Raw genomic sequence first — 22332 nt, forward strand, 5'->3', positions numbered from 1 at the left:
CTCCCACGCTGTGTCGTCCTCGACATGATCGAGAGGGGGCGTAGGTCGTATGCCCCGGCACAGCGGGATTCACGCGAATGGGCCGGTCCCACCACTGTCAAGAGTGGCGGGACCGGCCCATACGGGTGGTCAGTCCCGGGCGGATTCCACTTCGGTGCGGGCGTCGTCGTAGCGGCCGTCCAGCTTGGAGACCAGGCCGGTGACCTGGCGGGCGATGTCGGGCGCGGTGAGCCCGATCTCGGCCATGATCTCGGCGCGGGAGGCGTGGTCGAGGAAGCGCGGCGGGATGCCGAAGTCGCGCAGCGGGACGTCCACGCCCGCGTCGCGCAGGGCCTGTGCGATCGCCGAGCCGACGCCGCCGACGCGGGAGTTGTCCTCGACGGTGACGACCACGCGGTGCCGCTCGGCGAGCGGGGCCATGGCCTCGTCCACCGGCTTGACCCAGCGCGGGTCGACGACGGTGGTGGAGATGCCCTGCCGGTCGAGGAGCGAGGCGATCTCCAGGCACATGGGGGCCAGGGCGCCCACCGAGACCAGGAGGACGTCCGGGGTGTCGGTGCCGGGCTCGCGCAGGACGTCCATGCCGCCCACCGTGCCCACGGCGGGTACGGCGGGGCCGACGACGCCCTTGGAGTAGCGCAGCACGGTCGGCGCGTCGTCGACCTGGACGGCCTCGCGGAGCTGGGCGCGCAGCTGCTCGGCGTCGCGCGGGGCGGCGAGCCGGAGCGTGGGGACGACCTGGAGCATGGACATGTCCCACATGCCGTTGTGGGAGGCGCCGTCGTCGCCGGTGACGCCGGCCCGGTCGAGGACGAAGGTCACCCCGCACTTGTGCAGGGCGACGTCCATGAGGACCTGGTCGAAGGCGCGGTTGAGGAAGGTGGCGTACACGGCGAAGACGGGGTGCACTCCCCCGGTGGCCAGGCCCGCCGCGGAGACGGCCGCGTGCTGCTCGGCGATGCCGACGTCGTAGATGCGGTCCGGGAAGGCGTCCGCGAACTTCTTCAGGCCGACCGGCTGGAGCATGGCCGCGGTGATGGCGACGATGTCCTCCCGCTCCTGGCCGAGCCTGACCATCTCGTCGCCGAAGACGGACGTCCAGCTGGCGGCGGCGGCCTTGATGGGCAGGCCGGTGTCGGGGTGGATGGGGCCGATGCCGTGGAAGCGGTCGGCCTCGTCCTGCTCGGCGGGCTTGTAGCCGCGGCCCTTCTCGGTGAGGCAGTGCACGATCACCGGGCCGTTGAACCGCTTGGCGCGGGCCAGCGCCGACTCGAGCGCCTCGATGTCGTGGCCGTCGATGGGGCCGACGTACTTCAGACCGAGGTCCTCGAACATGCCCTGGGGCGCGATGAAGTCCTTGAGGCCCTTCTTGGCGCCGTGCAGGGTCTCGTAGAGGGGCCGGCCGACGACCGGGGTGCGCTCCAGGAGGTCCTTGCCGCGGGCCAGGAAGCGCTCGTAGCCGTCTGTGGTGCGCAGGGTCGCCAGGTGGTTCGCGAGGCCGCCGATGGTGGGCGCGTAGGAGCGCTCGTTGTCGTTGACGACGATGACCAGCGGGCGGTCCTTGGCGTCGGCGATGTTGTTCAGCGCCTCCCAGGCCATGCCGCCGGTCAGGGCGCCGTCACCGATGACGGCGACGACGTGGTCGTCCCGTTTCAGCACCTGGTTGGCCTTGGCGAGGCCGTCGGCCCAGCCGAGGACGGTCGAGGCGTGGCTGTTCTCGATGACGTCGTGCTCGGACTCGGCGCGCGAGGGGTAGCCCGAGAGGCCGCCCTTGGAGCGCAGCTTCGAGAAGTCGTGGCGGCCGGTGAGCAGCTTGTGCACGTAGGACTGGTGCCCTGTGTCGAAGAGCACCCGGTCCTTGGGCGAGTCGAAGACCCGGTGCAGCGCGATGGTCAGCTCGACCACACCGAGGTTGGGGCCGAGGTGGCCGCCGGTCTTGGAGACGGCACCGACGAGGAAGCTCCTGATCTCCTCCGCCAGCTGGTCCAGCTCCTCAAGGCTGAGCCGGTCCAGATCGCGCGGTCCCCTGATACGGGTCAGCAGCTGCACCCGTGCCTCCTTGCATTAGAGCTGATCGAGCTTTGCCGGGCGTGTCGAGTCTAATGTTCTCCGACAACGAACTTGCCCGGCACCTTTTGGGTGCCGGGCAAGTGGATCTTTCCGGAAGGTCCGTACGGCGTCAGCCGCGACCGGCGGCCTTCTGGGACCTGCGCGACACGGAGTCGATGACGACCGCGCCGAGCAGCACGCCGCCGGTGATCATGTACTGGATGGAGGCGTTCATGTTCAGCAGGTCGAGACCGGTCGTGATGGACTGGATGACCAGCATGCCCAGGAGGGCGGACCACACCGAACCGCGGCCACCGAAGAGGCTGGTACCACCGATGACGGCCGCCGCGATGGCGAGCATCAGGGTGTTGCCGCCGCCGGCGCTGAGCGTGGCGCTCGCGGTCTGGCCGGCGAAGAACATACCGCCGATCGCCGCGAAACCGCCGGAGATGGCAAAGACGGTGATGCGGACCATCGGCACACTGATACCGGCACGACGCGCGGCCTCGATGCCGCCGCCCACCGCGAAGACCTGACGGCCGTACGTGGTGCGGCGGAGCACGAAGTCGACGACCACCAGCGCCGCCAGGAAGATCACCAGCGAGTTGGAGACACCCGAGGCGTTGTTCAGCACGGCGGCGGCCGCGAAGGCCGCGACGGCGAGCGCGCCGACGCGCACCAGGATCTCGACGGTCGGCCGGAAGGGCACACCCGCGGCCTTGCGGCGCCGCTGCTCGCTGAAGTTGCCGACGAGGGTCAGCACGACGGCGAGGCCGGCCAGCAGGTAGGCGCCGATGATGGCCTGGTCCATGAAGAACGAGCTCTGGCCGAACAGGTGGATCGGACCCGAGTCGGACGGGATGTTGATGGTGCCGCTGGAGCCCAGCAGCCACAGCATCAGACCGTTCCAGCCCAGCAGACCCGCCAGGGTGACGACGAACGCCGGTACACCGACCTTGGCGAAGAACCAGCCGTGCAGCGCACCGATGGCGACACCGGTGACGATCGCCAGGACGAGGGCCAGCCAGACGTTCATGCCGTGGTTGACCACCCACACCGCGAACAGGGTGGAGGCCAGACCGCTGACGGAACCGACCGACAGGTCGATCTCGCCGAGCAGCAGCACGAACACCAGGCCGATGGCGATCATGCCGGTGGCCGAGAGGTAGTAGCTGATGTTGGAGAGGTTGTCGGCGCTCAGGAAGCGGTCGTTCTTGAACTGGAAGATCGCCCAGATGACGATCAGACCGACGACGACCGGCAGCGAGCCCAGCTCACCGCCCTTGACCTTGCGGGTGAACTCGGTCCAGTAGCCCTTGAGGCCCTCTTCGCGGACCAGCAGCCGGGGGTCGACGACCGAGACCGGCGCGGCGGTGGGGTCGTCGGCGGGAGCGACCGTGGTCTGGTCCTCCGCCGTCTCCGCCTTGGAAACCTTCGACGTGTCGCTCACTTTGCCGCCTCCGCGTTGCGACGTCCCGCACGACGGGTGACGGCGTTGTCCGTGGCACCTGTGATCGCGGAGATGATTTCTTCCTGACTGGTGTCCTTCACCGAGAAGGAGCCGTTGTTCTTGCCCAGGCGCAGCACGGCGACGGTGTCGGCGACCGCCTTCACGTCGGCCATGTTGTGGCTGATGAGGATCACGGCGAGGTTGCGCTCGCGCAGCCGCTCGACCAGGTCGAGGACCTGCGCGGTCTGCTCGACGCCGAGCGCGGCCGTGGGCTCGTCGAGGATGACGACCTTGGGGTCACCGATCAGGGCGCGCGCGATGGCGACGACCTGACGCTGACCACCGGAGAGGCTCGCGATCGGGATGCGGACGCTCGGGATGCGGATGGAGAGCGTGTTCAGCAGCTCACGCGAGTTCTTCTCCATCGTGACCTCGTCGATGACGCCGCGGCGCAGCAGCTCGCGTCCGAGGTACAGGTTGCCGACCACGTCGAGGTTGTCGCACAGGGCGAGGTCCTGGTAGACCGTCGCGACGCCGAGTCCCTGGGCGTCGTGGGGCTTGTTGATGCTGACCGGCTTGCCGTCCCACTCGATGACGCCCTCATCGATGGGGTGCACGCCGGCGATCGTCTTGACCAGCGTGGACTTTCCTGCGCCGTTGTCGCCCACCAGGGCGACCACTTCTCCGGCGTGGACCTCCAGCTCTACGTCGGTGAGGGCCTGAACCGCACCGAACCGCTTGGAGACTCCGCGCAACGCCAGCACGGGCGTAGCGGACACGTGAACCATCTCCTTCGCCGCCTGACCGGCGGGGATGCCGCGCTTGGGGTAATGCGCGGAAGGTTGCGCTTTCGGCACTCGTGGGACGAGTCGCGCCGTAAGCACCGATTAACAAGTCGAACATGCGCGCGGCCGGTGCCCTTTGGCAACGGCTGCGTCCGCCATGCTTCCGTCCGGTGCCCGCCCCGCAGCGGGGTATGAAGGCGGAGCGGGCACCGGACAGGCTCTGTGCCTGCCGCCGGGGCGGGTCCCGTGCGGGACGCGCCCCGAGGGCTCAGGGCGTCCTACTGAAGGCCGGCCTTCTTGCACGCGGCGGCGTAGTCCGCGGTGCAGATCTGGGCGACGGTGTAGAGACCGTCCTTGACGACCGTGTCCTTGATGTTCTTGACGGTCACGGAGACGGGGGTCAGCAGCTTCGCCTGGACCTTGTCGCCGGAGCCGCTGGTGACCTCGGTGTCGGCCAGGGACTTGATGTCCTTGCCCTGGAGGAGGTTGACCGCGAGCTCGGCGGCGTTGTCGGCCTCGGGCTTGTAGGCCTTGTAGACCGTGGCGGACTGGGTGCCGGCGACGATCCGCTGGATGGCGGCGAGCTCGGCGTCCTGACCGGTCAGCGGGATGCTGCTGATGCCCGCGCCCTTGAGGGTGTTGGCGATACCACCGGCCATGCCGTCGTTGGCGGCGTAGACGCCCGCGATGTTCTTGGCGCCCAGCTGGGTGATGGCGGCCGACATCTTCTGCGCGGCGACGGTGTCCTTCCAGAGGCCGGACTGCTCGTAGGCGATCTTGACCTTGCCGTCGAGGACCTTGTGCGCGCCTTCCTTGAACTGCGCGGCGTTCGGGTCGGCGTCGTCACCGTTGATCATGACGACGTTGGCCTTGGGGGTCGCCTTGGAGCCGAGGGCGTCGAGCAGGGCCTGGCCCTGGAGCTCGCCGACCTTGACGTTGTCGAAGGAGACGTACGCGGAGACCGGGCCCTGGGCCAGACGGTCGTACGCGACGACCTTGACGCCCTTGCTCACCGCGGAGGCGATGGAGGACTTGATGGCGGCGGAGTCCTGCGCCGAGATGACGATCACCTTGACGCCCTTGGTGACCATGCTGCTCATCTGCTGGGCCTGCTTGGCCGGGTCGGCCGCGGCGTTGGCGTAGGAGACGGTGCAGTCGCTGCACAGCTCCTTGACCTTGGCCTCGAAGTACGGCTTGTCGAACTTCTCGTACCGCGCGGTGACGTTGTCGGGCAGGAGCAGACCGATCGACTTGCCGCCGGAGCCCGAGCTGCTGCTGTCGCTGGTCTTGTCGTCGCCGGCCTTGCCACAGGCGGCGACCGAGACGGCGAGCCCGGAGATGGCGACGGATACGGCCACACGACGCATGAGCGTGTTCACTTGAGAAACCTCCCTGACGAGGCCGCGTCGTTGCGGCCGAGGTGGCTGGAAGTCAACTCGGCCACACGTGCGACGTCAAGAAGTAAATACTTAACGAGATGGCAACGACCTCCTGCGTTCTCTAAGTGAACGCAGGTGACGCCGCGTGCAGCGTGCTGTCCAAAAGGGTCGAATCACCCATCTCGCTGAGCGCGAGGGCGAGTGCTCCGAGCACCTCCGCACGGCCGCCAAGTGCCCCTGGAAGCACAGACAGTTGGCGGGCCGCACTAGGGATCGCATAGCGGCCGACAGACTCCCGGATCGGCCCGAGCACCAGCTCACCGGCCTCGGCGAGATCACCGCCCAGGACCACTCGGCTCGGGTTCAGCAAGTTGCAGAGATTGGCGACTCCACTGCCGATGTGTCGGCCGACGTCGGCGATCACCCGACGGCAACCAGGGTCTCCGTCCCGCGCCAGCCTCACCACGCCCTCCATGGTCAGGTCGGTGCCGTGACTGGACTGGAGGAGCGGGAGCACATAGCGCGCCGCCGCGAAGGTCTCCAGGCAGCCGCGATTGCCGCAACGGCAGACGGGGCCGGATTCATCAAGAGTAATATGCCCGATTTCTCCCGCTGTGCCACCCGGGCCACGGTAGATCTTGCCGCTGATCACCAGACCGGCGCCCACACCGCTCGCGACCTTGATGTACGCCAGGTCCCTGACCCCCCGGCCACTGCCCCACACCAGCTCACCTAGGGCGCCCAGGTTCGCGTCGTTGTCCACGTGAACGGGCACGCCGAGGCGCCCCCCGAGCTCCTCGGCCGGCTTGGTGCCGATCCAGCCCGGCAGGATGGCGGAGGAGCCCAGGGAGCCGGATTCCAGGTCGATCGGGCCGGGCACGCCGAGGCCCACCCCGGCGATCTTCGTACGGTCCACACCGGTCGCCTCGATCAGCCGGGTGACCAGCTGTTCCGCCCGGTCGAAGCCCTGCGTGGAAGAGGCGTCCACGTCCAGCGGTTCGGACTCCTCGGCAAGTACCTGGTGGGCGAGGTTCCCGATCGCGACGCGCAAATGGGTGTGCCCGAAGTCCACCCCTATGACGATGCCGGCGTCCCCGCTCAGGGAGACGGCGCGCGCCCGTCGGCCACCCGCCGACGTGGGCGTGACCTCGACGGTTCCGCCGTCCTTGAGCTCGCGGACGATGTTGGAGACGGTCGCGGCGGACAGCCCCGTGGTCCGGGCGATCTCCGCTTGCGTGAGCGACCCGGCCAGCCGGACGGCCCGCACGACCCGCTCCAGGTTGGCTCGGTGCAGCGACGACTGCGACCCCGGAGTCTCCACGACGACCTCCTGCGCGCGGGACCGCAGCGATGAGGCCCCGTCTATGTCCAACTAGTGAACTCTAAGCTGAGCCGTTCGGGTCGCCTCCCGTCAAGAGGTTGAACAGTTTCAGGGGCCCAGCGCACACCTGAGCACACCGTCACCGAAATCGGGGACGGTGTGCTTGCGGGCGCTCGCGGAGCGCTACTTCAAGGTCGCCGAAGTGAGGCCCGCCTGCACCTGGCGCTGGAAGGACAGGTACACCACCAGCATGGGGATCATCGCGATGGTCACCCCGGCGAAGAGCACGGGCAGGTCCGAGGCGTATCCCATCTGCTGCTGGAGCTGGATGAGGCCCTGGGTGAGCACATAACGCTCCGGATCGTCCCCGCTCTGCGGCTGCATCAGCACGGTGGGCAGGATGAACTGGTTCCACTGACCGAGCGTGTTGAAGATGCCGACGCTGATCAGCCCGGGCTTCGCCATCGGCAGCATCACCTGGAAGAACGTCCGGGTGTGCGAGGCGCCGTCGAGCACCGCGGCCTCGAACACGGCCGTGGGCAGCGTCCGGAAGAACGCGTGCATGAAGAACACCGTGAACGGCATCGAGTAGGCGACGTACACCAGGATCAGCCCCTGGTAGGTGTTCAGCATGTCCAGCCGCTTCACCATGAAGAACAGCGGGACCAGGGCCAGGAAGACCGGGAACATCGCGCCCGCGACGAAGAAGAAGTACAGGAACCTGTTGCCCCAGAACTCGTAGCGGGCCAGGACGTAGGCGGCCATGGAACCGAGGAGCATCGTCAGCGGCACCGAGAAGACGAGCACGATGACGGTGTTCAGGAAGTAGTCGCCGATGCCCTTCTCCCAGGCCCGTCCGAAGACGTCCAGGGACCAGTGCTGCGGCCAGCCGAAGGCGGAGCCGCCGATCTGGGCGTCGGTCTTGAAGGAGCTGAGCACCAGCCACAGCAGTGGCAGCACGATCAGCAGGGCCCACAGCGCGAGGAAGCCGTGCGAGAAGGCGTTCAGGACGACGCCCTCGCTGCGCTCGCTGCCGGGGCGGGCCGGGGCCTTGCCCGTGGTCCGCTGGACCGGGACGGCCGCGGTCTCCTTGATGGGTGCGCTCATCGTCGCAATCTCTCCCGCTCAGAACTCGACGCGGTCGCGGCGGGTGGCACGCAGCATGACCACGGACAGGACCAGGGTGAGCAGCAGCATGACGACGCCCATCGCACAGGCGTATCCGCTCTTGCCGAAGTACTGGAAGTTGCGCATCATCACCGTCGACATCACGTCGCTGTGGTGGTCGGGGCCGCCGCCGTAGGCGCCCATGTTCTGGGTCATCGACGACACCAGCACGAACATGTCCATCGCCACGATGCCCAGATAGACCCAGGCGGTCTGCACGGTGTCCCACAGCAGGGGCAGGGTGATGCGGAAGAAGGACTGGTTGCGGCCCGCGCCGTCGATCAGCGCGGCCTCGTAGATGTCCCTCGGGATGGACTGCATGGCCGCCGAGAACAGCACCAGGTAGAAGCCGACCCCGTGCCAGACCACGGCGATGAGCAGCATCCACAGCACCAGGTGGGGCTCGTTGAGCCATTCCACCGGGTTCTCGGCGTCACCCAGGCCGAGTTTGATCAGGATGCCGTTGAGCAGGCCGCCGCCGTCACTGCGGTACACCGCGTTGAACAGCACGGCGACGATCGCGAGGGACAGCACCTGGGGAAAGAAGTAGACGACTTTGTAGAACTGAGATCCCGCCACTCCCCCCACTCCGCCGGCCTTGCTGCGCCCGCCCGCGTTCAGCATGAACGCGAAGAACAGGGCGAGCAGAATGGTGATCACCGGAATGAAGATCAGGAACAGGATGTTGTGCCAGACGGCCTGCATGAAGACGTCGTCGTGGAACAGCGCCTTGTAGTTGTCCAAGCCGATGAACTTGAACGTCTGCGACTGCCCTTTCCAGTCGGTCAGCGAATAGCCGAACGTCTGGATGTAGGGCCAGATCACGAAGATCAGGTAGAGCGACACGGGAGCGAAGAGAAATCCCGCGACGAACCTGTACTGCCCTTTGCGCATTGGCGATTCCTGCCCCTGGTGTCCTTTCCCGGGCCGGAGCGCTCCGGCCCGGGAAACGGCGTTGCGGTCAGTCCCGGTGGTTCTTCTTGGACGCCGGGTCCTTGGCCTGCTTGTCGACCGCGGCCTGGGCCCGCTTGAGCCACTCCTTCGGCTGGATGCGCTTGGCCATCAGCTCGTTGGACGCGGCCTCGATCGCCGCTCCCATCTCGCTGTACCACTCGGTGTACAGGTAGCGGAAGGTGTCGTCACCGGCCGCCTTCGAGGCCTCGACGGTGGACTGGGTGCCCGGGCGCAGCTTGACGCTCGGGTCGACACCGTCCTTGAGGATGGTGAGCGAGTTGGCCTCCTTGGCGAAGAGGGTCGACCACTCCTTGGAGAGCATGCGGCGCATGAACTCCTTGGCCGCCGGCAGGTTCTTGGCCTTCGACGGGATGATGAAGGGTTCTCCGGAGCCGGCCCGGATCGCCTGGAAGGGCAGTGCGCTGCCGGGCAGCAGCGGCATCGGCATGAACTTCATGTCGAAGTCCGCCGGCGTCTGCTTGAGCTGCTCGTTCTCCAGCCAGGAACCGCAGGTGATGAAGGCGGCCTTGTACTGGTTCCAGCGGGTCTGGGACTCGGTGTGGGTCAGGCCGTTGGTGCCGGGCATCAACAGGCCCTTCTCGACGACCTCGTAGATCGCCTCGACGCCGGCCTGGGCCGCGTCCGAGCCGACGAAGGCCTTCGGGTCGAGGTTGTCGATCGCCTTCATGGCGTCCAGACCGCCCTTCTTGGCGATCAGGTCCATGATGGCGACGTTGATGTAGTACGGGTACTTGCCCTGGTGGGCGAGGCCGCCGATGCCCTGCTTCTTGGCGTCCTGGCAGACGGCGAGGAAGTCGTCCCAGGTCTTGGGCTCCTCCCAGCCCTTCTCCTTGAAGAGCTTGCCGGAGTACCACAGGCCCCAGACGGTGTAGATGTAGTTGAGGGCGACGATCTTGCCCTCCTGGAGACCCGCGTCGAGGGTGCCCGGGATGATCAGGTCGCGGACCTTCTTGCCGGGATCGTCGACCGCGGGCGCGTCCAGGACCTCGGCGAGGTCGAGCAGCTGCCCGTTCTTGTAGAGGACGTCGACCTTGATCTGCTGGGCGCCGGAGTCGTCGACGATGTCCGGCGGGTTGCCCGCGTTGAAGCGCGGCTGGAGCTTTCCGGTGATCTCCTGGGTGCCGGTGTGGGTGGAGGTGACGCCGAGCTTCTTCTGGAAGTCGGCCTCCCACGCCTTGGCGTAGTCGTCGCCGTAGCCGCCCTTGAAGATCACGACGTCGAGCTTGCTGCCCTTCGCCGCGCCGAAGGGATTCTCCTTCGAGGCGGTGCCCTTGGTGCTGTCGTCACTCGAATCGTCGCCGCCGCCGCTGGCGCAGGCGGAGAGAAAACCGGTCGCGGGAACGGCGGCCAGTCCCAGTGCGGCCGACCGCTTGATCACATCGCGGCGGCCGACACCCGCGTTGCCGTTCGTGCTGTTCTCGGCGGAAGTGGATCCCATGCTCAAGTCCTCGCCTTCTCCAGGACTCAGGCGGTGAACCGGATCCTCCCCGGCACCGCGGTCAGGTCAAGCAGGTTCGTGCAAGAGGTTCGTGCGAGTGGGGTGAATCGCCGACAGGTATAGTCCACTTCCCGCCGACGGAGCAAGATCGAATGCAAGGTTGGCCATGGGTGTTCTCGAGTTGAGACCTCGCGGAAATATGAGTGCCCTGTGCGAGACTTGCCGGAAAAATCCGCGACATAGACCCCGAATGCCGCAGCCAACACCCTTGACACCACTGCGCACTTGGGCCCCTACTGATCCTTGCACGGATCGCCTGACAACGTTGTCCATCCTTGTGCAGGGAGGGTACTCGACCATGCCCCGGAACAGAACCCGGCTCAGACGGAGTACGGCGGTCGTCCTCACGGCCGCCTTCTGCGTGACCGTAGGCTCCCAGGGCGCGGCGGTCGCCCTGCCCGAGGCCGCCGCCCCGGCCGACCAGGAGTTCCGCTCCTCCTTCGAGGCCGGTGACCCGGCCCCCGACTGGACCAGCACGGTCGACGCCGGCAGGTCCTCCGGCGTCGACGGCGGCTACCGTACCGGCGTCCCCGGCAATGTCACCGACCGTGTCACGGACATCCGGGCGAGCGCCGAGAACGCCTCCGGCGGCGAGGTGAAGGAGAACCTCGCGGACGGCGAACCGGGCACCAAGTGGCTGGCCTTCGCGTCCACGGGCTGGGCGGAGTTCGACCTGGACCAGCCGGTGAAGGCGGTCACCTACGCGCTGACCTCGGCCAACGACTTCGCCGAGCGCGACCCGAGGGACTGGAGCCTCAAGGGCTCCACGGACGGCAAGGACTGGAAGACCCTGGACACCCGGTCGGGTGAGACCTTCGCCGAGCGGTTCCAGACGAAGTCGTACGACATCCCGGCGGACGCCGTCGCCGAGTACCGGCACTTCCGGCTGGAGATCACGAGGAACAACGGCGCCTCCGGGATCCTCCAGCTCGCCGACCTCCAGCTCTCCACGGGCGCGAACGAGGGGCCGGTGCCCCCGGACATGCTCTCGCTCGTCGACCGCGGCCCGACCGGATCGCCCACCGCGAAGGCGGCCGCGGGATTCACCGGAAAGAAGGCCCTGCGTTACGCCGGACGGCACACGGCCCAGGGACGGGCGTACTCGTACAACAAGATCTTCGACGTGGACGTGAGGGTCGACCGGCTCACCCGGCTGTCGTACCGGATCTACCCGTCGATGGTGGACGGCGACCGGGACTACGACTCGACGAACGTCTCCGTGGACCTCGCCTTCACCGACGGCACCTTCCTCAGCCACCTCGGGGCGCGTGACCAGCACGGATTCCCGCTCTCGCCGCAGGGGCAGGGCGCGTCGAAAGCGCTGTACGTCAACCAGTGGAACCAGGTGGCCGCGCGTATCGGGTCGGTCGCGGCCGGGAAGACCGTCGACCGGATCCTCGTCGCCTACGACTCCCCCGCCGGACCGGCGAAGTTCCGGGGCTGGCTGGACGACGTGACGCTGGAGCGGGCCGCGCCGGAGCTGCCGAAGGCGCATCTGTCCGACTACGCGCTCACCACCCGCGGCACCCACTCCAGCGGTGGCTTCTCGCGCGGCAACGACTTCCCGGCCACGGCCGTGCCGCACGGCTTCAACTTCTGGACACCGGTGACCGACGCGGGTTCGCTCAGCTGGCTCTACGACTACGCACGCGCGAACAACGAGGACAACCTGCCGACGATCCAGGCGTTCAGCGCGAGCCACGAGCCGAGCCCCTGGATGGGTGACCGGCAGACCTTCCAGGTGATGCCGTCGACCGCCGCCGGAACACCCGCCACCGGCCGGGAGGCGCGCGAGCTGGCCTTCCGGCACGAGAACGAGACCGCGCGGCCGTACTACTACGGGGTGCGGTTCGAGAACGGGCTGACGGCGGAGATGGCGCCGACGGACCACGCGGCGGTGCTGCGCTTCAGCTACCCGGGCGACGACGCGAGCGTCCTCTTCGACAACGTCACGGACCAGGCGGGACTCACGCTCGACAAGGACAGCGGGACCTTCACGGGCTACTCGGACGTGAAGTCCGGCCTGTCCACAGGAGCGACGCGGCTGTTCGTCTACGGCGTGTTCGACAAGCCGGTGGTGGACGGGGCGTCGAGCGGAGTCAAGGGATACCTGCGCTTCGACGACCGGACCGTCACCCTGCGCATCGCCACCTCCCTCATCAGTCTCGACCAGGCCAAGGACAACCTGCGCCAGGAGATCCCGGACGGCACCTCCTTCGACGACGTGAAGGCGGCCGCCCGGCGCGCCTGGGACCGGATCCTCGGCAGGGTCGAGGTCGAGGGCGCCACCGAGGACCAGCTGACCACGCTGTACTCCAGCCTGTACCGGCTCTACCTCTACCCCAACTCCGGTTTCGAGAAGGTGGGTTCGAAGTACCAGTACGCCTCGCCGTTCTCGCCGATGCCGTCCCAGGACACCCCGACGCACACCGGGGCGAAGATCGTGGACGGCAAGGTGTACGTCAACAACGGCTTCTGGGACACCTATCGGACGACCTGGCCGGCGTACTCGCTGCTGACGCCCGCTCAGGCGGGCGAGATGGTCGACGGGTTCGTGCAGCAGTACAAGGACGGCGGCTGGACCTCGCGCTGGTCCTCACCCGGATACGCGGACCTGATGACCGGCACCTCCTCGGACGTGGCCTTCGCAGATGCGTACGTCAAGGGCGTGGACTTCGACGCGAAGTCGGCGTACGAGGCCGCCCTGAAGAACGCCACGGTCGCGCCCCCGTCCTCCGGCGTGGGCCGCAAGGGCATGCAGACCTCGCCCTTCCTCGGCTACACCAGCACCGACACCCACGAGGGCCTGTCCTGGGCGCTGGAGGGCTACCTCAACGACTACGGCATCGCGCGGATGGGCCGGGCGCTCTACGCGAAGACGGGAGACAAGCGCTACCGGGAGGAATCGGAGTACTTCCTCAACCGGGCGCAGGACTACGTGTGTCTCTTCGACCCGAAGGCCGGGTTCTTCCAGGGCCGTGACGAGAAGGGCGATTGGCGGGTGCCATCGGCGAGTTACGACCCGCGCGTGTGGGGCTACGACTACACCGAGACCAACGGCTGGGGGTACGCCTTCACCGCCCCGCAGGACAGCCGGGGGCTCGCCAACCTGTACGGCGGACGTGCGGGGTTGGCCGAGAAGCTGGACACGTACTTCTCGACACCGGAGACGGCCTCGCCCGAGTTCGTCGGCTCCTACGGCGGTGTCATCCACGAGATGACGGAGGCGCGGGACGTCCGGATGGGCATGTACGGGCACTCCAACCAGGTCGCCCACCACGTCACCTACATGTACGACGCGGCCGGTCAGCCCTGGAAGACGCAGAGGAACGTGCGTGAGGTGCTGTCGCGGCTGTACGTCGGCAGCGAGATCGGGCAGGGCTACCACGGTGACGAGGACAACGGAGAGCAGTCGGCCTGGTACCTGTTCTCGGCGCTGGGCTTCTATCCGCTGGTGATGGGCAGCGGAGAATACGCCGTCGGCTCACCGCTGTTCACCAAGGCGACGGTCCATCTGGAGAACGGCCGGGACCTGGTGGTCAGAGCACCGGAGAACAGCGCGCGGAACGTGTACGTGCAGGGCCTGAAGGTCAACGGCAAGCCGTGGACGTCGACTTCGCTCCCCCACTCGGTGCTGTCCAAGGGGGCCGTCCTGGACTTCGCCATGGGCCCCCGTCCCTCGAAGTGGGGTACGGGCAAGAACGCTGCGCCGGTGTCGATCACCCAGGACGACGATGTGCCGACGCCGCGTGCGGACGTGCTGTCCGGTGACGGGGCCCTGTTCGACAACACCTCGGCGACGGACGCGGCCGTGACCTCGGTCGACCTGCCGGTGTCCGGCGACATCGAGGGGGTCCAGTACACGGTGACCTCGTCCTCGGACCGGACGAAGGCACCGGCCGGCTGGACGCTCCAGGGCTCGGCCGACGGCAGCACCTGGAAGACCCTCGACCGGCGGTCCGGGGAGTCCTTCGCCTGGGACCGGCAGACACGGGCGTTCACCGTGAGGTCTCCGGGTACGTACGGGAAGTACCGTCTGGTGCTCGACGGCGAGGCGGTCCTGTCGGAGGTCGAACTGCTGGCCTGAACAACGGCGTTGGGGGTCCCATGCAGGGTGTCGATCCGGCCTGGCTGCCGGACGGTGCGTTCCGGCCGATCGGCACCCGGCGGACCCTGATCCGCGGCACGGGCCCGCTGGTGGACACGGTCCGGGGGGAGGTGACGGAGGCCTGCGCCCGGTTCGGGGGCGCGGTCGTCCAGGACGCCCCCGACCTCGTGCTGGAGCTGACCGACGACGGCGGCGAGGGCGACGACGACGGCGAGACCTTCGCCTACGGTCGTCGTGACGGCTGTACGACTGTCACGGCGACCGGCGCGCGGGGGCTGCTGTACGGCTTCTTCCATGTCGTACGGCTCGGGGAGGCGGCGTTCTCCGGCGAGACCGAACTGGAGCACCAGCGGCCCGAGTTGGCTCTGCGGATGCTCGACCACTGGGACAACGTGGCCGTGCACCCGGTCATGGGCCAGGTGGAGCGCGGGTACGCGGGCGGGTCGCTGTTCTGGGCGGACGGACGGGCCCGCGGGGACCTGGACCGGGTCCGGGCGTACGGCAGGCTGCTGGCGGCCTGCGGGATCAACGCGGTGGCCGTGAACAACGTCAACGTGCACGCGGCGGAGGCCCGGCTGCTGACCGACCGGATCGGTGAAGTGGCGGACATCGCGGGCGCGTTGCGGCCGTACGGCATCCGCACGCATCTGTCGGTGACCTTCGCCGCGCCGGTCGTGCTGGGCGGGCTGGAGACGGCCGACCCGCTCGACGCCGAAGTGCGGAGGTGGTGGGCCGGGACGGCCGCCCGGGTGTACGCGGCGATCCCCGACTTCGGCGGGTTCGTCGTGAAGGCGGACTCGGAGGGGCAGCCGGGGCCGTTCGCGTACGGGCGCAGTCATGCGGACGGGGCGAACATGCTCGCCGCCGCCCTCGCTCCGCACGGCGGAACCGTTCACTGGCGGGCCTTCGTCTACGACCACCGCCAGGACTGGCGGGACCGCTCGACGGACCGGGCGCGGGCCGCGTACGACCATTTCGTGCCGCTGGACGGGGAGTTCGCCGACAACGCCGTCCTCCAGGTCAAGCACGGCCCGATGGACTTCCAGGTGCGGGAGCCGGTCTCACCGCTGATCGGGGCGATGCCGGGGACCCGCCTTGCGGTGGAGCTCCAGGCCACGCAGGAGTACACCGGGCAGCAGCGGCACGTGTGCTGGCTGGGGCCGATGTGGAGCGAGGTCCTGCGGTGCGAGATCGCCGAGGGGTCCCCGGTGGGCGCGCTGGCGCGCGGTGGGCTCGTCGCCGTGTCCAACGTCGGGGACGACCCGTTCTGGACGGGGCATCCGCTGGCCCAGGCGAATCTGTACACGTTCGGCCGGCTGGCCTGGGAGCCGGGCGCCGATCCGCACCGGATCCTCGACGAATGGATCCGGCTCAGCTTCGGGGCGGGACCCGGGTCGGGTCCTGCGGTGGCCCTGCGCTCGATCCTGGACGGTTCGTGGCGGACGTACGAGAAGTACACCGCTCCGCTCGGGGTGGGCTTCATGGTGCAGCCGGGGCACCACTACGGTCCGAGTGTCGACGGCTACGAGTACAGCCCGTGGGGCACCTACCACTTCGCCGACCGTGACGGCGTCGGCGTGGACCGGAGCGTGGCGAGCGGGACCGGGTACGCCGGGCAGTACGCCAAGCCGTGGGCCGAGCTGTACGAGTCTCCCGAGACCTGCCCGGACGAACTGCTGCTGTTCTTCCACCACGTGTCGTACGACCACATGCTGAAGAGCGGTAAGACGGTGATCCAGCACATCTACGACACGCACTTCGAGGGCGTGGCGGAGGTGGAGGCGGCCCGGGACGTGTGGGCTTCGCTGGTGGGGCTCGTGGACCCGGCACGCCATGCGCGGGTGGCGGAGCGGTTCGAGGAGCAGCTCCGGAGCGCCCGCGAGTGGCGCGATCAGGTCAACAGCTACTTCTTCCGGAAGTCCGGGGTGCCGGACGAACGGGGACGGCGGATCCATTAGTCGCTGCCGTAGGGGATCTTGGGGCTCGGCGGGGTCATGCGGTGAAGTCCTGCTGGGTCTCGGCGATCACCGGGCGGCTGCTGTGCAGCAGGGACAGCAGCAGCGGAGCGGCGAGCAGGGCGGGCAGGGCCTCGGTGAGCGCGGCGGTCCCGGCGGTGGTCAGGACGAGCAGTGAGGCGGCGCCGAGGGTGGCCCGGGGGTGGCGGAACAGGAAGTAGGCGGCGAGGCGGGCGGTGTCACGGGCCCGGAAGGTGAACAGGGCGGTCAGGACGAGAGCGTGGGCGCCCCACAGGAGGGAGCCGGCGCCGACGGCCGCGAGCAGTACCGCCCACCAGCCGGGCAGGCCGGTGGCCGGGAAGTGGGTGAGCGTGAACGCGATGACCGTGAGCCAGGCCAGCAGCGGGGTCCACAGCTTCAGGGCGGGGACGGCGTTGAGCCGCCAGCCTCGCCGGTAGGCCCGCGCCGGGTGGAGGTCGGTCAGATCGCGGTCGCGGTGGTGAAGGGCGTACAGGGCGGCGGCGGTCGCCGGGCCGAGGGGCAGCAGGCAGACGGCGGCGAGGGGCAGGTTCGCGGGGTCGGGCCCGATGAGAAGCAACCCGGTGAGGCCCGGCGAGGCACCGACCAGCAGCAGGGCCTCGACGGTGAGGAGGGTGTGGACGAGGGCGGCGGCCCGGGAGAGTGAGCCTTGGCCGAAGGCGACGGACGTGCTCATGGGGTCTCCCTGGTCGGCAGGCGGTGCGCGGCTCGAATGCACCGGCTGTGGGCCCCTGCGCCGCCGGCCACCTCGCCGGCCCACGGCGGGGGCTCGTTCCTCATCCGGCTCACCCGTTCTCCTTCCTGAACCGTTCGTGCGCCTTGTTGTGCAGGTCGACGAGTTGCTGCATGTTCTTCGCCTTCAGCTCGGCGAGGTGGGCGTCCCAGTCGGACATCGGGCGTTTGCCGAGCACGAACTGGAGGGTGTTCTGGATGGCGGTGTCCTTGAGCGGGGTGTCCCAGAGCGTCGCCTGTTCCTGCTCGAAGGACTGGAGCGGGTGGGCCGGGTCGACGGGAAGCTGCTTCCGCTGGGACATGACGTCCTGGAACTTCTTCTCGTCGGGACTGAAGTTGGAGGAGACCAGCTCCCAGCTTCCGCCGTAGGTGAACACGCCGTTGAAGAAACCGAAGTCCTTCTGGAGATCCTTCGGGGCGTCCGGGTCGGAGCCCATGAGCGAGATGCCGGGCTTCAGGGTGTACTTGCCGCCGGACTCGGTGTAAGTGGTCCCCCTCACACCCCACTTGGAGAACTTCTGGCCCTCGTCGGAGTACCAGAGCCAGTCCACGAACTGCATCATCGCGACGAAGTCGGAGCTCTTGAGGGCCTTGCTGGAGATCATGACGCCGTTCTCCAGGCGGACGCCGCTCAGCAGGATCGGGCCCGCGGGGCCGAGCGGCACGGGGATCATCTCGATCGTCGAGCCCTTGACCTGCTTGCTCAGGTTGTAGCGGTAGTTCTGCACCAGCTCCTGCGAGTTGGCGCTGATCACGTACGACTTCTCGGCCAGCAGCTTCTGGATGGCCTGGTCGTCCTGCTGGGTGAAGCTCTCCGGGTCGAGGAGCTTCTCGGCGACGATCCTCCTGAGGTACTCGACCATCTGCCGGTAGGCGTCCTGCGCCGCCGTGAAGACGAACTTCTGCGCCTTGGTGTCGAAGCTGATGTTGTCGTAGTTCCAGCCCGCCTTGACGCCGTACGCCTGGCCGAGATAGCCGAACAACGCCCCGCAGGGGAAGGGGGTGTTGGTGCTCCAGCGGTCGGACCACGGGTACTTGTCCGGGTACTCCGCCTTCAGCGCCGTGAGGACGTCGTACACCTCGTCCCAGGTCGTGGGCAGGGCGAGGCCGTGCCGGTCGAGGACATCCGTGCGGAAGGCCATCGAGTAGTTGGACTTGGGCCGCTCGTGCAGGCCGGGCAGCAGGTAGTACTCGCCGTCGGACTGGCGGATGGAATCGAGCTCGGGCTCCAGCTTCCACTTCCTGACCTTGTCCCGGAAGTTCGGCATCAGGTGGACGTACTTGCTGACCGGCAGGATGGCGCCCGAGGACACGAAGGCGACCTCGCCGGGGTGGTACGTCTTGGGGATGATGAACGGGGCGTCGCCCGCGCCGATGAGGACGCTGCGCTTCTTCTCGTAGTCGGCGAGCGGCACGTCGAGCGGCTTGATGGTGACCCCGGTGCGCTTGGTGACCTCCTTCCAGAACAGCCAGCTGTTCTTGAGGGGGTAGACCGGGTTGTCGTTGTGCAGCATCGAGAAGGACAGCGCCTTGGTCGCCTTGAACTGCTGTCCGGCGCGGTACTCCTTCATCGCGCCGTCCTGCTTCTTCGACAGGTCCTTGGAGTCACCTCCGTCGTCCCCGCCGCCGCAGCCGGTGAGGGTGGCGAGGCCGACGAACCCGGCGGCGGCCAGGATCTGACGCCGTGACAGCTCTCCTGCGTTCGGCATGGGAACTCCCTTGTTCCGTAGGTGAGTTGCTGGGATCAGCCCTTGACCGCGCCGAGCATCACGCCCGAGACGAAGTAGCGCTGGACGAAGGGGTACACGCAGATGATCGGCAGCGCCGTGAGCACGATGGTGACCGCCTGGATGCTCGCGCCGACCTGGCTGAGCTCGGCGGTGCCCGCGCCCGCGTTGCCGCCTCCGGTGGCGCCCGCGATGAGGTTGCGCAGATAGACGGTGACCGGCATCAGGTCGGCGCGGTCCATGTAGAGGAACGCCCCGAACCACGAGTTCCAGAAGGACACCGTGTAGAAGAGCACCATGGTCGCGACGACCGCCTTGGACAGCGGCAGCACGATCCTGAGCAGGATGCCGTAGGTGCTCAGGCCGTCGATCTGCGCGGCCTCCTCCAGCTCGGTCGGCAGGCTCTCGAAGAAGGCCTTCATCACCAGCAGGTTGAAGACGCTGATCGCGTTGGGCAGCGCGATGGCCCAGACGCTGTTCTTCAGCCCGAGCTCGGTGACGAGGATGTAGTGGGGGATCAGGCCGCCGGTGAAGAACATCGTGAACACGGCGATGCCGACGAGCACCCCGCGCCCCTTGAGGTTCTTCTTGGAGAGCACGTAGGCGTAACAGGTCGTCAGCACCATGGCCACCGCGGTCGACACGACCGTGTAGAAGACGGTGTTGCCGTAGTTCCGCCAGAACATCGAGTCCTGGAAGACGACTTTGTAGGTGGTGAGGTTGAACCCCCTCGGCCACAGGGTGACTTCACCGGCCCGGATCTGGCGTTCCCCGCTGAAGGACCGCGCGACGATGTTGACGAAGGGGTACAGGGTGACGATCACGACGAGGGTGAGGATCACCCCGTTGACGCCCTGGAAGACCCGGTAGGAACGGCTCGGCTTCACCACAGGCTGGTCCCCACTGTGCGGCGCGAGAGCGTGTTGGCGGACGTGATCAGGACCAGGCCGATGACCGCCTCGAACAGCCCGATGGCGGCCGCGTAGCTGAAGCTGTTGGACTCGACACCTGTGCGGTACACGTACGTCGAGATCACGTCGGCGGTCGGGTAGGTCAGCGGGTTGTACAGCAGCAGGACCTTCTCGAAGCCGACCGCCATGAAGGTGCCGACGTTGAGGATCAGCAGCGTGATCATGGTCGGCCGGATACCGGGCAGGGTGACGTGCCAGATCTGCTGCCAGCGGTTGGCCCCGTCGATGCGGGCGGCCTCGTACAGATCCTCGTCGATGGTGGTGAGCGCGGCCAGGTAGAGGATCGTGCCCCAGCCGGCGGTCTGCCAGATCTCGGAGCCGACGTAGATCGTGCGGAACCATCCGGGTTCCTGGATGAAGCGGATCTCGTCGTGGCCGAGCCAGGCGAGGGCGTGGTTGACCGGGCCGTCGGTGGCGAGCATCTGGAGGGTCAGGCCCGCGACGATCACGATCGACAGGAAGTGCGGGAGGTACGACACCGACTGCACGAACCGTTTCAGCGAGCGTCGGTGGACCTCGTTCAGCAGCAGGGCGAGGACGATCGGGATCGGGAAGCAGAAGACGAGGGTGAGGCCGCCGAGCCACAGGGTGTTGCGGAACACCTGCCAGAAGGTGGGGTCGCTGAGGAACATGCGCACATAGCGCAGGCCCACCCAGTCCTCGCCGAACATCGAGCCGCCGGGCTCGAAGCGCCGGAAGGCGATCACGTTGCCGATCATCGGCAGATAGCGGAAGACCAGGAAGAACAGCAGCGGCAGCACGGCCAGCGAGTACAGCTGCCAGTCCCGGCGCAGGGCCCGGCGCCAACCTCCGCGCGGCGCCGGTCGAGGGGTCACGGCGGTCCGGTCCTCGACGCCGGTGGGAGGAGGTGCCGACTTGACGGAGGTGCTCACGCTCGGTCCTCTCAGGCGGGGGACGGAACCGAAACTTTCGAGCTCTTACCGGTAACTTCGCGGCAACTTAGGGCCATTCAGAAAGCGCTGTCAATGGGTCAGGCAGGAGATACCTGGGGCAGGAGTGGGGTAGGAACGGGAGGGCCGCATCCCGTACCCCTCCGCAAGTTTCACTGTTTTGACCGACTCATGCGAGGTGTCCTGTGCCTGCGTTCGACCTTCCGACGAACGAGCTGGAGCGCTACCGCCCCGATGTCCAGGAACCCCCGGATTTCGACGAGTTCTGGCGTGACACCCTGAAAGAGGCGGCCGACCCGGACGTGCTGGTGGCGGTGCGCCCGGCCGAGAACGGACTGCGTCTCACCGACACCTGGGACGTGACCTTCCGCGGCTTCGCCGGCGACCCGATTCGCGCTTGGTACAGCAGGCCGACGGGAGCGGCCCCGGCCCTGCCCGCGGTCGTCGAGTACGCCGGGTACGGCCGCGGGCGCGGCCTCCCCCACGAGCGGCTGACCTGGGTGAACGCCGGGTACGCGCATCTGCTGATGGACAACCGCGGCCAGGGCGACCAGTACGGCAACGGCGGCGCGACCCCCGACCCGCACGCCCTCGCCCCGGGCGGCCCGGGTCCGGCGGCACGCGGTCTGCTCGATCCACGCGACTACCACTACCGGCGCCTGATCACGGACGCGGTGCGCGCGGTGGCGGCGGTGCGGGCGCTTCCGGGCGTGGACGGCGACCGGGTCGCGGCCGTCGGCAACAGCCAGGGCGGCGGCCTGGCGCTGGCCGTCGCCGGGCTGGTGCCGGACCTCGCGGCGGTCCTGGTCACCGCGCCGTTCCTGTGCGGCATCCGGCGCGCCCTGGACCTGACCGACACGAGTCCCTACGGCGAGATCAGCGCCTATCTGTCCGTGCACCGGGGTACGGAGGAGACCGCGTACCGCACGCTCTCGTACATGGAGGGCGTCTCCTTCGCCCGCCGCGCCTTCGCCCCGGCCCACTTCGGGGTGGGTCTGCGGGACACGGTGTGCCCGCCGAGCGGGGCGTACGCCGCCTTCAACCACTACGGCGAACTGACCGGCGCGGAGCCGGGCAAGGAGATCCACGCCTATCCGTACAACGGCCACGAGGGCGGCGAGGCGGTGCAGGTGCGCCGCCAACTCGACTGGCTGGGAGGGGTGTCGGGATTCAGCCGGTGAAGACAGGGGCAGGCCCCAACTGATTTGACATCGTTGTCCTTCCGGGCGATAGAGTGATGTATAGACCACTCCGACAACGTTGTC

General features: G+C 68.1%; 15 protein-coding genes. 3 read left to right on the forward strand and 12 right to left on the reverse strand.

The annotated features are described in order from the left end of the window. Window positions 1-129 precede the first annotated feature (129 nt). The 8 genes from dxs to ngcE all read right to left on the reverse strand — a co-directional run bounded on the left by dxs (window position 130) and on the right by ngcE (window position 10564). The gene (gene dxs, locus IF54_RS0102240; RefSeq protein ID WP_030313843.1) at window positions 130-2049 is read right to left on the reverse strand and encodes a 1-deoxy-D-xylulose-5-phosphate synthase; all 1920 of its coding nucleotides are present in this window, start codon (window positions 2047-2049) and stop codon (window positions 130-132) included. Between the two features lie 130 nt (window positions 2050-2179). Next, the gene (locus IF54_RS0102245; RefSeq protein WP_030313845.1) at window positions 2180-3499 is read right to left on the reverse strand and encodes a sugar ABC transporter permease; all 1320 of its coding nucleotides are present in this window, start codon (window positions 3497-3499) and stop codon (window positions 2180-2182) included. Then, window positions 3496-4287 carry an ATP-binding cassette domain-containing protein gene (locus IF54_RS0102250; protein ID WP_030313847.1) on the reverse strand — a complete coding sequence of 264 codons (792 nt, stop codon included), beginning with the start codon at window positions 4285-4287 and terminating at the stop codon, window positions 3496-3498. Before IF54_RS0102250 ends, IF54_RS0102245 begins: the two co-directional genes overlap by 4 nt. A 275-nt stretch (window positions 4288-4562) precedes the next feature. After that, window positions 4563-5651: a sugar ABC transporter substrate-binding protein gene (locus IF54_RS0102255; RefSeq protein WP_030313854.1), complete on the reverse strand. Its 1089-nt coding sequence runs from the start codon at window positions 5649-5651 to the stop codon at window positions 4563-4565. A 133-nt stretch (window positions 5652-5784) separates the two neighbouring features. Beyond that, window positions 5785-6984, reverse strand: a complete 1200-nt coding sequence (locus tag IF54_RS0102260; protein ID WP_030313856.1) for an ROK family transcriptional regulator — start codon at window positions 6982-6984, stop codon at window positions 5785-5787. A gap of 183 nt (window positions 6985-7167) precedes the next feature. Further along, entirely contained in the window at window positions 7168-8091 is a 924-nt protein-coding gene (locus tag IF54_RS0102265; RefSeq protein WP_030313859.1) for a carbohydrate ABC transporter permease, read from the reverse strand. Window positions 8092-8109: 18 nt separating this feature from the next. Further along, on the reverse strand, window positions 8110-9045 hold the full coding sequence (locus tag IF54_RS0102270; protein WP_030313862.1) for a carbohydrate ABC transporter permease: 936 nt from the start codon (window positions 9043-9045) through the stop codon (window positions 8110-8112). A 67-nt stretch (window positions 9046-9112) separates the two neighbouring features. Beyond that, window positions 9113-10564 carry an N-acetylglucosamine/diacetylchitobiose ABC transporter substrate-binding protein gene (gene ngcE, locus IF54_RS0102275; protein WP_030313864.1) on the reverse strand — a complete coding sequence of 484 codons (1452 nt, stop codon included), beginning with the start codon at window positions 10562-10564 and terminating at the stop codon, window positions 9113-9115. A gap of 358 nt (window positions 10565-10922) precedes the next feature. Between ngcE and IF54_RS0102280 the strand changes: the two genes are divergently transcribed. Together IF54_RS0102280 and IF54_RS0102285 are read left to right on the forward strand one after the other, a co-directional pair. Continuing rightward, window positions 10923-14711 carry a GH92 family glycosyl hydrolase gene (locus tag IF54_RS0102280; protein WP_051735291.1) on the forward strand — a complete coding sequence of 1263 codons (3789 nt, stop codon included), beginning with the start codon at window positions 10923-10925 and terminating at the stop codon, window positions 14709-14711. Window positions 14712-14731: 20 nt separating this feature from the next. Next, a complete protein-coding gene (locus IF54_RS0102285) occupies window positions 14732-16690 on the forward strand; it encodes an alpha-glucuronidase (protein WP_030313868.1) in 1959 nt (652 codons plus the stop codon). Between the two features lie 34 nt (window positions 16691-16724). Here the strand turns inward: IF54_RS0102285 and IF54_RS0102290 are convergent, their stop codons facing one another. The 4 genes from IF54_RS0102290 to IF54_RS0102305 form a co-directional block, all read right to left on the reverse strand. Next, entirely contained in the window at window positions 16725-17402 is a 678-nt protein-coding gene (locus IF54_RS0102290) for a hypothetical protein (RefSeq protein WP_030313869.1), read from the reverse strand. Window positions 17403-17511: 109 nt separating this feature from the next. Next, window positions 17512-19167, reverse strand: coding sequence for an extracellular solute-binding protein (locus IF54_RS0102295; protein WP_030313871.1), 1656 nt, complete (start codon window positions 19165-19167; stop codon window positions 17512-17514). A gap of 35 nt (window positions 19168-19202) precedes the next feature. Next, on the reverse strand, window positions 19203-20075 hold the full coding sequence (locus IF54_RS0102300) for a carbohydrate ABC transporter permease (RefSeq protein WP_030313873.1): 873 nt from the start codon (window positions 20073-20075) through the stop codon (window positions 19203-19205). After that, on the reverse strand, window positions 20069-21049 hold the full coding sequence (locus tag IF54_RS0102305; protein ID WP_030313875.1) for an ABC transporter permease subunit: 981 nt from the start codon (window positions 21047-21049) through the stop codon (window positions 20069-20071). The genes IF54_RS0102300 and IF54_RS0102305 overlap by 7 nt, the downstream gene beginning before the upstream one ends. A gap of 203 nt (window positions 21050-21252) precedes the next feature. On the opposite strand from IF54_RS0102305, the gene IF54_RS0102310 reads away from it, so the two are divergent. Continuing rightward, window positions 21253-22248 (forward strand): acetylxylan esterase, encoded by a 996-nt coding sequence (locus tag IF54_RS0102310; protein ID WP_030313877.1) that lies wholly within the window; start codon window positions 21253-21255, stop codon window positions 22246-22248. The last annotated feature ends 84 nt before the right edge of the window (window positions 22249-22332 follow it).

It is taken from the genome of Streptomyces sp. NRRL B-3229, assembly GCF_000719505.1.
GTDB lineage: Bacteria > Actinomycetota > Actinomycetes > Streptomycetales > Streptomycetaceae > Streptomyces > Streptomyces griseorubiginosus.